Source organism: Amycolatopsis sp. NPDC051371 (genome assembly GCF_040682155.1).
Classification (GTDB): Bacteria; Actinomycetota; Actinomycetes; order Mycobacteriales; family Pseudonocardiaceae; genus Amycolatopsis.
Window position 1 is genome coordinate 125,757 of the sequence record NZ_JBFBAG010000026.1, and the last position, 13,515, is coordinate 139,271.

Genomic DNA, 13,515 nt, shown 5'->3' on the forward strand with positions numbered 1-13,515 from the left:
TCTAGATGGGCGAACGGCCAGCATCGTGCCTGGTCCTTGTCCGGCATCTTCCACTCTGTACGTCTGTACGAGGACGTGGCAGCGACTCCTCAATCATCCCGATCACGACGTACCGGGCGGAGTTGAGCGCCGGTGCGACCGCACTGTCCAACGCCAGGCTCCGACCCGAGCTGGCGGCCGGAGCAGCAGCCACGACGCCAAGATGTTCGACTCCACATGCGCTCACTGCGGTCAGGGTGCGGTGTGCGGCTAAGGAAACCTGTCGGCCAGCGCCGGCCGAGCACTGTCGCGGTCGGCCATCTGTCGACGGCTGCTGTCCAGGGGCCACTGCGGACGGTCGCGACGTCGATCGGCTTCGCACCGAAGTGCTGGAAAAAGGGACTGGGACACGCGTACTCTAGAGTGTTCGCGAGTCGCTCTCCCGGTACCCTGTCCGCATGCCTGTCGAACTCTCGGGTCGGTTGATCTTCCTGGCTTCGCCGGGAAACATGGCGAAGGAGCGCGAAGCCTGCCGCATGGTGGTCAGGGAGTTCAACGAGAAGTCCAGCGAATCCGAGCAGGTGGTTTTTCTGCTTCGTGCCTGGGAGGACATGCCGGGTGGCGTCGGGCGCCCGCAAGACCGCATCAACCCCAAACTCGACGAGTGCGACTACATGATCCTGATCCTCGGGGACAGGTGGGGCTCCCCGCCAGCGGTGAAGGGGCCGTACTCCTCCGGGACGGAGGAAGAGTTCTACCGGTGTCTTGACCTTCTCGCCAGTCCGACCGCGGTGATGCGCGACTTGCTCGTTGTGTTTCGCACGTTGGAGCCGGAACGATTGCGTGATCCGGGGCCGCAGTTGCTGGAAGTCATGAACTTCCGTAACGACCTCGAAGAGGCAAAGTCGTTGCAGTTCGTTAGTTTCGACTCGGAGCAGAGCTTTGAGGCGGCGATTCGGAAGCAGCTCGCCGAGTGGGCCCGCCCGCTGTCGGAGCGTGAGCCGGTCAAGATCGACCTTCCGAAGCTTCGGACTATCGAGGCAGGGGCGACAGTGGCAAGTCACATCAAACTGCTCGAAGCTGCGAAGGAGCACGCGAAGAGCGGATTGCTCATGCAAGCCGAGCTGTTGTTCGCTCAGGCGATCGAGGATGGTGATGTCGAAGCTGTCGCTGAATTTGCCCTGTTTATGCGGAGGACTGGCCGGCTGGACACTGCGCTGGAATTGAACCAGAAGATCATCGAAGACCCCGGCGTGTTGAGCTCGACAGACCATGATTCTGTGGCTCGCAGGGTGCGAGCTTTGGTCAACATGGGCATCATCCACCGAAAGCGAAGTTCGCTCACCGAGTCGATCAAGGTGCTCAGGGAGGCTGTGCGCACGGCGGAATCCAGCGTCACTCCGGTTTACCAGGAACTCTGCTACGCCCTCGACAACTACGGGCTAAGTCTGCTGCGTGTAGGGGAACTTGACCTGGCTCGGCAGCAGTTTGAGAAGACGTACTCCGTGCGCAAGGAGTTTGGCACATCGCTCGAACTCGCGCAGTCCGCGATCAACTTGGCGCGACAGAGCTTGGTTAGCGAGGATTTCGCCCACGCCACTACGCTCTTCGAAGAGGCGCTGGGCATCCTCGAGACCGAGAACGACGGTCATTGTTTGGCCAACGCATTGTGCGGGCTGGCTGAGGCGCGCTTGCGGGCTGGGGTGCGGGACGGCGTTCGAGCGCTGCTCGAGCGTGCGCTCGAAGTCAACGAAACACTAGGAAACTCGGACGGAACCAGCATCGCTCATGCCCTGCTAGCTAAGTACTTTCTGGCCGAGGGCGATGTGGGTCTCGCACGTGGCCACGCCGAACTCTGTCGCGAGGAGAGCGAGCGGACGAACAGTGCGACGGGGTATGGTACGTCGTATTTGCTGAAGGCGATGATCGCCCGCCAAGAGGGTGATGGGCGCGCCGCCGCCGAAGACCTCGCCAAGGCGCAGCAGTATGCGCAGAGCAGTGGCAACGAGCCTCTGGTGAGAGATATCGATGCCGTGCGACGCGAATGGGCGGCGGCTCCCGCTACCGAGGCTCCGACTGAACCCACTCCAGACTCGGCCAGAACAAGCAAGTGAGACGGCCGGTCGGCGTCGTGCCGCAGCCGGTGTCTATGAGAGCATGGGTTTCGGTGATCGTCGGAACTCCGTTCGATTGGACCACGTGACCGTGGATTCGGTACTTCCCGGCCGCTGCTTGCTGCTCTCCTAGTCGTAGGTCCGGAATGTGACTCGCATACACTTGATCGGTTGACATAGACATCGCAAGGTTGCGGAAAAACTGAACGTGCTCGTCCGGAACTGACCGCCTGAGTTGAGCCAGGACGTCGTCGGAAAGCTCGTCGACGTAGGACGCGATCGTTGTCGCTCCGCCCATACGAAGCAGCACGTCGATTTCGGCATTGTCGAGGGCTTCCAGGAACGCCTGGTCGTGATTGCCTCGCAAGAAGGCGCACTCGAGCTCGCGTGATTCCTGCAGGCTCATAAGGAAATCGATGACCTGTCGTGACTGCCTACCTCGATTGACGTAGTCGCCCAGAAATACTAAGTGCCGTGTCCGGGAGCGGGCACGAGCCACGACACTTTCGAGTTCGTTGAAACAACCGTGAATGTCGCCGACGAAAGCATACTCAGTCACAGGACGACCTTGGGAATTTCGGTGTAGGGTAACGTGGCGTCGTTGCCCAGGGCGAAGGTGGCGAGGTGTGAAACATCAGGGTCGCTGACGGATGTCGTCACGATCAGCGCGCGGAGCGAACGGTGACGGTTCTGCGGCAGCGAGCCAACGGCCGAGGACAAACGATCGGTCAGGTCGGTCAGCACCTCGGGCGTCGGCTCGGGATACACGCCGGGGTGCGACGACAGGAGAGTGGTCAGCTCCGGTTGGCCGAACCGGACCGCTAGTTCCTCCACTGAGAAGCAGGGGTCGCCGTCGCGAAGTGCCAGCGCATACGTCGCTGTCCGCAGGAGATAGCGCGCTACCTGAACGAGGCCCGGAAGGTAGGTCGAGCGATCGCTGTCGGTGACGTCGAGGATCACGCCGAACTGGCGAACGCGTTCCAGGAGCTGATCCGGGTCGGGGGGACTGAAAGTTGCTAAAATCTCCGCTAGCACGCCGGCACTGTCATGGATGATCACACCGTCTCGCACCAGGTGCATCCCGTACAGAGTCTCATGTGCCTCGCGGAGCTGGGGGGACGTGTAGAGGGCCACACTGACTCGCTCCGACTCGGCGGAATGAGTCCGTTCGTCGGACAACACCAGGATGTCTAGATCGGACTGAGCCGACGCCTCCCGCCTGGCATAGCTGCCGTAGAGCAGCACACCCTGGGCGGGACCCGCAACGATCTCCCATGCGTCGTCGATGAGGGAACCAGGTACACCGAAGTCGCTCAGTCGACGCCTGAACTCAGCCTGATCGACCGCCGTCTCGGCGATGCTCCCCGAACTGTCTGCGGCGGGTGTCATGGACTACGAATACCATGCGGGTCCCGTTCAGGTGTCGATATGTCGAAGCGTAACGACTCGGTGGCAATGTCCGACTTGAACAGCGGGATTGTTGCGACAAGGCGGGGTGCGAGGGCGCAGGGGGGCCGGGAGGGGTCAGGTCGGCCTCGTCGAGCGCATCCGGCGCGGGGCGGCGGGACGCGGCGGGGGAGCTCGGCCGGCACCTCGGCAAGGCCGTCCTGGCCGTGTTGTGGGCGGTCGCGCTGTACAAGTCCGGTTCGGACGTTCTGATGGCCGTGTTCTCGAGGCTCGGCTGGACGGTGAGGCGGTCGGACCTGAAGCCACGGGCCGGGTGCCTGTTCGCCGTGGGCGCGTGCCGGGTCGTCTTGGTACCGGCGCTCGGGATCGAGTTCGTGCAGGCGCTCATCTGGTCAAGACGGTCCGGCTGTGCCGGCGCGTCGGCGATGATCCGGACCCGCGCTGCCCTGCTGGTGCCGCCTGCGTCCGGGTAGCTGGCCACGCTGAATGCCGCTGTCAGGTACGGACGCGCGGTGAGCCGTCCGTGCGATCGCCGTGACTCTGCGCTACTATGAGCGCATGATCTCCCCAAACACGGGAGATATCCCACGTATGGTCGGACACAGTATTACCCCACGGATCGCGAAACGCGATCTTGAGGCTGGGATGATCGTAGCTCAGCTCGAATCGATGTTCTGCAGGCGCCATCCGGCGCCGTCGTAGACGATGATCTTTCCCGAGTTGTGCAGCGCTGCTGCCACACTTCTGCGACGTGGCCGATCAAGCTCCGGTGTGGTGTGGCCGTTGTTACCTTCATCTCCGAGTCGGATGCTGATCTCGTCGACGAGATGGTCCTCGCGGACGTACAGCGTCTTCGGCCGCGGCTGGCCCGCGCGTTGGGTGCTGGTGTGGCCGTGGCGGCAGCGGTAGGTCGGTCGCCCGTGGTTCCAGTGGGAGTCCAGTCGCCGGTTGCAAACGCCGCAGTGGATGAGCCCGGCGAGGGCGAATCGGCGAGTCTGGCCGTCGCTGGCGGGGCGTGCCGCTCGGACTTGCTGGGCGGCGACGAAGTCCTGCTCCGTGATCAGCGCCGGATGGGCGGCCTTCGTCGACAGAGCGGGCGTTGAGGCTGGGCCTTCGGTGCCGGTGGCGCGGCGGTTCCAGGTTTGGCGACCGGTGTAGCGCGGGTTGGCCAGGATGACGGCGACGGTGCGTAGGGTCCAGGCACTGCGGGTTCGATGCCGGTTCCGGTCTGGATCGGCGCTGGACGGGCAGGGGATACCGCGCTCGTTGAGGTGTCGGGCGATGCTGGCGACGCTGTGCCCGGCGAGACGCTGGCGGAACATCCAGGCGACGTGGGGTGCGGTTCGGGAATCGGGGGCGAGGCGCTGGAGGCGTCGGCCCCAGCGGGCGTCGGCGGGGTTGGGGTGCGGGCCGGCGTCGACGAGTTGGTAGCCGTAGGGTGGTCGTCCGCCGAGGTAGCGGCCTTGCTGGGTGGCCTGGTTGTGCATCGCCGCCAGCACCCGGTGGCGGGCGCGTAGGACTTCGCGCTGCGACTGGGTCGCGAGAAGCGACAGCAGCGCCCGGTGGTCGCGGTTGGCGAGATCGACTGGACCTCCTGTCTCGGGGAGCCAGAGCTGGATGCTGTGCCGGGCGCACCAGGTGTAGAGGGTGGCGAACTGGGTGCCGGTGAAGGCGCGTTCGTACTCGCCGATCACGATCGCGTCGATCACGGATTCTGGGCTCGAGGCCGCGGTCATGAGCTGGGCAGCCTGCGGTCGCTGTCGCCGCGGGACGCGGCGTGAAGTGCCGGCGTCGAAGTAAGTGGCGGCGACCTGGCCGTGGCCCGCGATCAACTCATCGGCCATGTCGCGTTGCCACCCTTGTGACGACACGCGGTCTTGGTGGCGGGTGGTCGAGGTTCGGCCGTAGAAGGCGAACCGCAAGCCACTGCCATGGTCGGGGCGGGTAGAGGTGGTGGTTGCCAGGTTCTTGCCGTTCATCCACTGTGCCAGCAGGTCGGCTGCGCCAGCAGGTGGTGCGGCCATCTGAGGCGAGGGCGGGTGCGGTGGGATCACGCTGGACGGATGTCGCGGCCGTTGGGTTATGACGGCGCGCTCTGAGCGGTTCATCCGATCAGCGCAGTCAACGCGTCATCTAGCCCGCGGCGCTCCCGACGCACGCGTTTTCCGCAGCTCCGGAGGTGAGGGTGGGTCGTCGTCTCGCAGGCTCGCCGCCAGCCAGTGACAGTGAGCGCTCATGTCGTAACTCAGCTCGGGGCGACGTCGTCCCACGTCTCCTCTTGCTCCGAACGAGTGAACTTGAAGTTTCAATTTCTTACCCTAGGTAACGGTGGTGAGTCAGTCGCTCACTGCGGTCACCAGCGGAAATGATCGTGAATATCGTCGGCTGAGTCCTTTTCGTGACCGGAAGCGGCTTTCGGGCACTGTTACGCGCGGGATGCGGATGTCGACGAATGCCACAGAGCGTGACGCGTTCCGTTGCGTCGCCGCTGGACTGAAAGAGGCAGCCTCGTGTCTTACGCCCCCATGCCGCCGTCGGTGGCGAGCCAGCCCAAGAACGGCCTCGGCACGGCCGGGTTCGTGCTCGGCTTGATCGGGTTGATCTTTGCGTTCATCCCGATCATCGGGATCGTCGCGTGGCCGCTGACGATCCTCGGGCTGATCTTCGGCATTGTCGGGACGCTGCGCGCCAACCGGGGCCAGGCGAGCAACAAGGGGCTGGCCATCACCGCCGTCGTGCTGTCGGCGATTGGGCTGGTCATCTGCGTGCTCTGGACCGCGGCCTTCGGCAAGGCGGTCAACGACGCCGCTAACGGGATGCCCGCCGCTGCCCTGACCAGCTCGGTCGCCGCGCCCGACCACATTCAGACCACCAGCCCCAACCTGAACGACGCCGCCGCTTCGGCCGCGGCCACTGCTCCGGTCGAGCCGCCGGCACCCACTACGAGCGAGGCACCCAAGTTCCCGCCGCAGGTCGAGCAGGCCCGCGCCTCCGCCCAGAACTACCTGAGCTTCACCGCGTTCTCGCGCAACGGCCTGATCCGGCAGCTGTCCTCGTCGGCTGGCGACGGGTTCCCGAAGGATGTGGCGACCCAGGCCGTCGACAGCCTGTCGGTGGACTGGAACGCGCAGGCGGTCAAGTCGGCGGAGAACTACTTGAGCTTCACGTCGTTCTCTTGCTCGGGGTTGAAGCAGCAGCTGTCATCGTCGGCGGGTGACGGCTTCACGAAGGCCCAGGCCGCCTATGGGGCTGGCCAGACTGCAGCCTGCAAGTAGATCCGCCGCAACCAACGGGAGTAACGGATGTCCTCACCCATACGACCTTGTCGCGGAATTGGTCGCCGATCGTCGCCGAGCACGGGACGTCGAGCGTCTCGCGCCGGGAAGCGGGTAAGGCGTTCCAGCAACGCGGCCGGCGTCTTCTATGGGGGCGCGTCGCGTTGACCATCGCCTGATGCGTAGCCGGAAGTAGCGGGCGGGGTCCTCGCGGAGGCCTCAAGTAACGGCGACGATAGTCATACGCTGTGACGCATGGCTGGCCGTCTCAGGGGCACCTGGATGCGCCCGAGATTCTCATCGACGCAGTGGCAGCTGGCGAAGCATCGCTGGAGCTAGCCCGAGATCCTGTCGAGCTTCACCTGCGCAACGCTGTGATCAGTGGTATTCAGCAGCGGGCTCAAACGTTATTCCCCAGTCTGGGCCATCAGTTGCCCCGACGTGATCTGCCCGACGTCGGAGCGGCACGATCTGAGGTCATGTGACGTCGTCATAGCTTTCTGTTTGGCTGAGTAATTCTTGCGCCAGGGTCATTGACCTTCTTCGTGCGACTGAAGCTGAAGCTGTCCATGGCTTTGACCGCCTCCGAGACAGCCAGTACGTCCTTCTGGAGGAGGTAGGCGGCCACGGCGTAGAGGACGCCGGCCGCCAGGAGATACGTGTCCTGGCGCAGCTCGTACGCCTTCACGCTGTCGTCGATGACGTCCGCGAACAGGGTGAGCGCGCCCAGCGCGGTCCAGAAGTCGACGCGCGTGACGCCCGCGCCATCGCCGAACCCGCCCGGATGCGCCGCGATCTGACCCCGATCACCAGCCCCGAGGAGATCGTGGCCGACCTGCAGGTGCTCACCGCGCGACGGGAAGACCTGATGGCCGACTGGGTGCGCGGGATCAACCGGATCCGCGAGCTGCTCGCGAGCATTTTTCCGGCGCTGGAACGGGCATTCGACTACTCCACCCGCTCCGGGTTGATCCTGCTCACCGGTTCCAAACCCCGGCCGGCGTCCGCGCTCCCGAAGCAGCCGGTCTGTCGGCCTATCTGGCCGAGCATGGCGCCTGGACCAAGGCAATCCCGTCCATGGTGGACAAGGCCCAGGCAGCCACGGCGGAGCAGACCGTGGCGTTGCCGGGCGAGCCGGTGACCGCGCCGTTGATCGCCCGGCTGGCCCGGCGACTGCCCGACTTGGACCGGGAAATCAAAGACCTGGACAAGCAACTCGGCGCACGGTTCGCCGAACACCCCGACGCCCGGCCCATCACCAGCCTCGACGGGTTCGATCCCATCCTCGGGGCCCAGCTGCTGGCCGGCACCGGCAGCGACCTGCAGGCCGCGTTCCGCAGCTCCGGGCACCTGGCCGCCTACGCCGGTCTCGCGCCGGTGCCCCGAGATTCCGGGCGGATACGCGGCAACCTGCACTGCCCCCAGTGCTACCACCGCGGGCTGCGCCGAGTGTTCTACCTGGCCGCCCTGTCGGCGATCAAACGCCCCGACAGCCCATCCCGCGCCTTCTACCTGCGCAAACGCAGCGAAGGGAAACGCCACACCCAAGCCCTGATCGCCCTGGCCCCCCGCCTGGTCGATGTCATCTGGGCCTGCTGCGCGACCGCCGCGAGTTCCACCCCTCACCACCAGTCACGACCACTGCCGTCGCTTGACAGGCTCATTGAGACTCCTCGGCAATCAGCGACGCTGAAGAGTAGGTCGGACCGGAGGCAGGGATCAACCCTGGCGATGTGGCCGCTACGTCCGGATTGAGCGGTTGCTGTACGGGTGTGCCGTTGAAGGTTTCGGAGCGGCCGTTTGAGGACCTCCGGCCGGGTATTCGCGCGCAAGGTCCGGCGGAAGTCCCGGATCTCCGGCGATGACTTCGGCATCCGGATGATTCAGACCTCTTAGCAGACCGATCGCCTGTCGGCGCAGTTGCCCTGCTTCCTCGATCTCTCCGAGCTCTGCGTGGCAATCGGCGAGCTGGCTCAAGCCGTGAGCCTCCCAGTAGGGGTCGCCGAGCCTTCGGTCGAGTGCGAGGGCGCGAGTGTGGTGTTCGAGCGCCTGACGGAGTCTTCCGCTTCGCAGATCAGCCGTGCCGAGGATCTTGAGTACACTGGCCTGGCCCTCGTGGTGATCGATTCGTTCGTAGATCGACAAGGCTCGCGCAGCGAAACGACCAGCTTCGTCGTGCCGGAGCAAGTGCAGGTTCTGCATGGCCAAGGACGCGAATCCGTCGGCCTTCGCGAGTTCGTCGGACCCGTCCTCGGCGTGGCGGAGGGCTTGTTCGGCGTGCTGGAGTGCCAGTTCGTACTCCCCCTCGGACGCGTGGATGCGAGCGAGCGACAGGTGGGTTTGGCGGACCTGGTCGACCTCTTCGAGCAGGTTCGATTCGGCGAGCGAACTCAGGGCGAGAGCCGCCGCCTCCTCGAGCCGTCCCATACGCGCCACGGCGTCGCCGAGCATTCGCAGGGTGATCGCGCGCGCTCTGCGATCACCGGCCTGCTCGGTCGCGCGGAGGGCGGTGAGGTGGAGCTGTTCCCGGTCGGCGCGCCTGCCGGTGCGCCGGAGAAATACGGAGCAGGCCCAGGTCAGCTCCCAAGCGTAGCGTTCGAAGCCGGTGTCGGCGGCCTTCGTGATCAGCGAGCGCAGGACATCGAGTTCATTCGTGAACCACGACATTGCGTCGGAGTAGCTGTGCAACTGTGAGCCGGCCACGGTTGCCGGGCTTCCGACACCTCGCGCGCACGGCTGGATCAGCGCATGGGCCGCGCGGGCGGCGCAGAGGTAGTGCTCGAGCATTCGTTCGACCGCCTCGCCACTTCGAGCCGGGTCGTCCCGGCGGGCCAGCTCGGCGGCGTAGGTGCGGAGCAGATCGTGGAAGCTGAAGCGCCCTTGGCGCCGCTCTTCGATCAAGCGCGCACTCTCCAGCTTCGAAAGCTCGGCACGAGGCGCCAGGTCGACGCCGAGGACAGCAGCACAAGCGTCCGCGTCTATGTCGGGGCCCGGGTGGTGGCTCAGCAACCTGAACAGCCGCGCCGCCTCGCCGGGCAAGGTGTCGTACGACCAGTCGAAAACGGAGCGCAGGTCGAGATCCGGTTCGTCCGTTCGCAGTGGATCCAGCAAGCCCCGTGCGCTGGTGCGCAGCTCGTCGACCACGTGTGAGACGGTCACCGCCGGATGCGCCGCGAGGTGGACTCCGGCGATGCTCAGAGCCAGTGGCAGCCGAGCGCAGGCACGAGCCAAAGCGGTCACAGCCTCGGGTTCCTCCTCGAGCCGCTGCCGGCCGATCTGGAAGCCGATCAGCTGGATCGCGTCGGGGCCGGGCAGCACATCGAGAGGCACTTCGCGCGCGCCTTCGCGCACCATCAGCCCGTTGAGCCGGTTCCGGCTGGTGACGACGGTGAAGGCCGTGGAGGTCGTGGGCAAGAGCGGACGGACCTGCTCTGCTGAGCGCGCGTTGTCGAGGAGGATAAGCACCCGTCGCCCGGCGAGAACGCTTCGATAAAGGTCGACTTTCGCGTTCCGGTCCGCGGGTATCGCTGTAGCGTCGACGTGCAGTCCGAGGAGGAACCGGTCCAGCACATGAGCGGGGTCGGCGGGCGCGCCATCGGCGAAACCGTGCAGATCGGCATAAAGCCGACCATCGGCGTACGTGTCCTTGACCTGGTGGGCCCAGTGCACGGCGAGGGCCGTCTTGCCCACCCCGGCGGTCCCGTCGATGATCGCGATCGTGGGTGATCGGTGATCGTCGCCATTCGCGGCGTGCAACCGGTCCAAGATTTCGAGTTCGGGTCCACGCCCGGTGAACGCCCTGTTCGGCATGGGGAGTTGGTCGGGTACAGGTGAAGGTGCAACGGCCTTTGCGCGCGGTTGCCGAGGCTTGCTGCGGCGCGAGACTTCGATCTTGTCTCGCAGAGCTGTCAGCTTGCGCGCCGGTGCTCCGGCTATGCCCAGTTCGGCCAAGATGAGGTCGAAGGTCTTGCCGGAAGGTTGTGTCGTTCCGTTGAGGTAGGCGTACAGGCTGGCCGGTGACAGTTTCATCGATCTGGCGAGCTGACGCCGGTCGAACTGCCGCTGGAGTGTCCTTTCTCTGCGCTGCACTTCCTCGTTCAGCAAGGTGACGAAGCGGGCGGTCAAAGAATCTCCGTCGGCGTCGCCGTGTTGGTTGACCGGCAACTCTCCTCCGATTTCCTGCTCTCCGGGCATCACGCCGTCCAGAGTATTCCAGCGTTGTCCAGTCTGGCTTCCGGTCCGGACCTCGGGTGTGGTGGGGTGGCGCGCAACGGAGCGGAGAAGCGCGTGGCTGCGCTCGGTCGTACGAGATGCGGATGCGCTCGTCCTGCTTCGCGTGACGGCAATGCCGATCGATATCCGGCCGCGTGCTTGCACGTTCGACGAAGGGGCGTGAATCACATGATCACCCACTGACCGCGGATTTCGGGCCGATTCGTTCCCGTTACCGATCGTGATCCGAACGAGTGAACCCTAGGCGTCCATGTCCGGCATCCGTAACAGCCGGACGCGCGAAAGCTAATAGCAAGAAGTTCCGAGGAAGGAAGTGGCGGTGACGAAGCCCGGAGAAAACGCCGCCCGTCAAGTGGGCGAGATCGTCCGCGGCGCGCTCGACCTCGCGGCGCGGGAGGTGACACCGGGGACGCCGATCGAGACCGGCCGGCTGTTCCTGGCGCTCGCCCGCGTGGACGCTCGTGAGGACTGGTCGCGAGTGTGGCAAGAGGTGGGCTACCCGGCGCCGGGGACCTTCGTCTCGAACCATGACCCCGACGGCAGGCCCGCCGAGGCGAATTGGTCGGGCGTTGCGCTTTCTGCGGCAGCGGCGCGGGCCCTTGCCCGAGCCGCACACCTCGCGGCCACGCACGGCATGCCCGCCATCACGCCCGGCGTGCTGGCAGTCGCCTTGGTGCTCGAGCCGGGTTCCGCTGCGGCGGTGAGCCTGCTTTCGCGGCGCGAGGTGGGGCACTCCCGCCTCCTGGAGGTGGTGCAGGACGAATTGCTCGGCGACCGGCTGGACGGCCTCGATCGCCCGGTGGAGACGACGATCACCCCGGCGGCCGATGACCCTTCCCTTTGGTGCCTGCGTGCGGCGATGCACGCGGGCAGCCGGGATCCCGACGACCTGGACCTCCTGGGTGTCCTCGCTGCACACGGCGAGATCGGGGCCAGTTCGAACGGCTCGTTGATCGTGCCGGCCCTCGAACAGGCCGCCGATGCGGCGCGCTCCCTCGGCACTGCGACGCTCGACAGCGTGGTTCGCGCGGCGAAGGTGGAGTTCGGCACGGCGACCCCCGGCGCGGAGCAACTGTTGTTCGCGATGACCGATCGGCCTTCGGCCGCGATGAAGGGCATCTTGTCGGTGATCGGCCTGTCGCCGAAGCAGCTGGCTGCCGGGGCAGCCGAGCACGGAGAACCGTCCGGGCGCACCAAGGTCGGTGGCCGGGTCTTCGCCTGGACCTTGGTCAACCTCGTCTTCCTCCTGGCGACCATCGCCCTCGTCGTCCAGGACATCGCGCGCAACGCGAACTGGTGGGAGCTCGTGCTGCTCCTCGCGGTGTTCTACGGGCCGCCCGCGGTTTCCTCGTGGTTCTCCGGCGCGGTCTCGGTCGTCCTGGCGGTCGTGAACCCGTGGGCGGCCCTCACGATGGCGGCGCATTCCCTGCTGGGCTGGTTCCAGGAGAGGGCGGAACGGCAGGCGCTGACCGCGCGGACCGGCGTCCGGCTGACGCCGGCGGAATACCGCGGCTGGGTGAAGCGTCGGCGGTACACCGCCAAGCAGCTGGCCCGGAACGACCGGATGCGGCTTCCCCGTCGCGTAGCCGTCCTGGTTCGTTCGGCCGCGGCAGGTGCGCGGGCATGACAGGCGGATTCCTGCAGGTCAAGGCCTGGACCAAAGTCACGGCGACGTTCGTCGCCGCGGGCGGGGTCGTGCAGGCTGCCGCAACGGAGCACTGGAGCTGGCTTCTCGTTTCGCTGACGGTATTGGTGACCATCCAGCTCAAATACCATTTCCAGGCAGCCGGGCTTGTCCTGGCTCTGCTCGCCGGGGCCTGGGTGGCCGTCGCAGCAGCAGCGCTGGGCGCCGCGGCGGAAGCGCTCGGGCAGTGGACCCTGCGGTTCGGACGCGTCCCGGCGGTCTTCGACGAACACGCGTTGTCAGCACTCGTTTCGGAAGCTCGGGGATCGATCACGCTCCCCGCGGCAGAGGTCGTGGACACGCTGGTCCTCCTGGAAGCCGCCATCGCCCTCGACCCCGGCAGGTGGGGCTCCGCCGGGCGTGGTGTGCGTGCCGACGTCAGCGGGGAAGGCGGCTTGGTGGCGAACACCAGGTGGACGGTGGTCGCAGCGGAGGCGATTCTGCTCGCCGGACAGCACCCGGACGCACACCAGGTTCTCGACATCCACACGGTGGCGGCCGCGGCGACCTTGTTGCCGAACTCCCGCGCGTCCGCGGCCGTCGCGAACCTCGGTGCGGATCACGCACTGCCGCTGCGAGTGCTGGGTCTGTCGCAGCCGGCTATGGCGGACATGCTGATCAAGGCGGCGAAACAGCCAGGAGGAGGGCTCATAGTCGTCCGTGTCGACCTCGACCTGCGTGGCCGCACCAAGAGGTCCTCGGTGCTGGACGACACCGACTGGGCCAGGATCACCGGCCGAAACCCGAGCGGGACGTGGGGACGATGAGCAGATCAGTTGCCAGTTCGGTACGAGCACAGATCGCGGTGTGGCCGACTTCCGCC

Annotated in this window: 12 protein-coding genes; 7 read left to right on the top strand and 5 right to left on the bottom strand. The window is 66.0% G+C overall.

Features of this window, described 5'->3' with window-relative positions; genetic code table 11:
- Window positions 1-437 precede the first annotated feature (437 nt).
- The gene (locus tag AB0M59_RS29445; RefSeq protein ID WP_364621321.1) at window positions 438-2,093 is read left to right on the top strand and encodes a DUF4062 domain-containing protein; all 1,656 of its coding nucleotides are present in this window, start codon (window positions 438-440) and stop codon (window positions 2,091-2,093) included.
- On the opposite strand, the gene AB0M59_RS29450 is transcribed toward AB0M59_RS29445, so the two are convergent.
- Both AB0M59_RS29450 and AB0M59_RS29455 read right to left on the bottom strand, forming a co-directional pair.
- Window positions 2,041-2,652 carry a metallophosphoesterase gene (locus tag AB0M59_RS29450; protein ID WP_364621324.1) on the bottom strand — a complete coding sequence of 204 codons (612 nt, stop codon included), beginning with the start codon at window positions 2,650-2,652 and terminating at the stop codon, window positions 2,041-2,043. The genes AB0M59_RS29445 and AB0M59_RS29450 overlap by 53 nt on opposite strands.
- The gene (locus AB0M59_RS29455; protein ID WP_364621327.1) at window positions 2,649-3,482 is read right to left on the bottom strand and encodes a nucleotidyltransferase domain-containing protein; all 834 of its coding nucleotides are present in this window, start codon (window positions 3,480-3,482) and stop codon (window positions 2,649-2,651) included. Before AB0M59_RS29455 ends, AB0M59_RS29450 begins: the two co-directional genes overlap by 4 nt.
- A gap of 224 nt (window positions 3,483-3,706) precedes the next feature.
- Here AB0M59_RS29455 and AB0M59_RS29460 point away from each other — a divergent pair, with 224 nt between their 5' ends.
- Window positions 3,707-3,973: a hypothetical protein gene (locus AB0M59_RS29460; protein WP_364621329.1), complete on the top strand. Its 267-nt coding sequence runs from the start codon at window positions 3,707-3,709 to the stop codon at window positions 3,971-3,973.
- A 183-nt stretch (window positions 3,974-4,156) separates the two neighbouring features.
- Here AB0M59_RS29460 and AB0M59_RS29465 read toward each other — a convergent pair whose 3' ends face one another.
- Window positions 4,157-5,524 carry a recombinase family protein gene (locus tag AB0M59_RS29465; protein ID WP_364621332.1) on the bottom strand — a complete coding sequence of 456 codons (1,368 nt, stop codon included), beginning with the start codon at window positions 5,522-5,524 and terminating at the stop codon, window positions 4,157-4,159.
- A 501-nt stretch (window positions 5,525-6,025) separates the two neighbouring features.
- On the opposite strand from AB0M59_RS29465, the gene AB0M59_RS29470 reads away from it, so the two are divergent.
- A complete protein-coding gene (locus AB0M59_RS29470) occupies window positions 6,026-6,775 on the top strand; it encodes an Ltp family lipoprotein (protein ID WP_364621335.1) in 750 nt (249 codons plus the stop codon).
- 490 nt (window positions 6,776-7,265) lie between these two features.
- Here the strand turns inward: AB0M59_RS29470 and AB0M59_RS29475 are convergent, their stop codons facing one another.
- Complete coding sequence (locus tag AB0M59_RS29475) at window positions 7,266-7,463, bottom strand: hypothetical protein (RefSeq protein WP_364621337.1); 198 nt, start codon at window positions 7,461-7,463, stop codon at window positions 7,266-7,268.
- Window positions 7,464-7,559: 96 nt separating this feature from the next.
- Between AB0M59_RS29475 and AB0M59_RS29480 the strand changes: the two genes are divergently transcribed.
- Together AB0M59_RS29480 and AB0M59_RS29485 are read left to right on the top strand one after the other, a co-directional pair.
- A complete protein-coding gene (locus AB0M59_RS29480; RefSeq protein ID WP_364621340.1) occupies window positions 7,560-7,916 on the top strand; it encodes a transposase in 357 nt (118 codons plus the stop codon).
- Window positions 7,853-8,530: a transposase gene (locus AB0M59_RS29485; RefSeq protein WP_364621342.1), complete on the top strand. Its 678-nt coding sequence runs from the start codon at window positions 7,853-7,855 to the stop codon at window positions 8,528-8,530. Before AB0M59_RS29480 ends, AB0M59_RS29485 begins: the two co-directional genes overlap by 64 nt.
- Here AB0M59_RS29485 and AB0M59_RS29490 read toward each other — a convergent pair.
- Window positions 8,516-10,969, bottom strand: coding sequence for a tetratricopeptide repeat protein (locus AB0M59_RS29490; RefSeq protein ID WP_364621410.1), 2,454 nt, complete (start codon window positions 10,967-10,969; stop codon window positions 8,516-8,518). The genes AB0M59_RS29485 and AB0M59_RS29490 overlap by 15 nt on opposite strands.
- A gap of 358 nt (window positions 10,970-11,327) precedes the next feature.
- On the opposite strand from AB0M59_RS29490, the gene AB0M59_RS29495 reads away from it, so the two are divergent.
- Both AB0M59_RS29495 and AB0M59_RS29500 read left to right on the top strand, forming a co-directional pair.
- Window positions 11,328-12,635, top strand: coding sequence for a hypothetical protein (locus tag AB0M59_RS29495; RefSeq protein WP_364621344.1), 1,308 nt, complete (start codon window positions 11,328-11,330; stop codon window positions 12,633-12,635).
- Complete coding sequence (locus AB0M59_RS29500; RefSeq protein WP_364621346.1) at window positions 12,632-13,459, top strand: hypothetical protein; 828 nt, start codon at window positions 12,632-12,634, stop codon at window positions 13,457-13,459. The genes AB0M59_RS29495 and AB0M59_RS29500 overlap by 4 nt, the downstream gene beginning before the upstream one ends.
- Window positions 13,460-13,515: the final 56 nt, after the last annotated feature.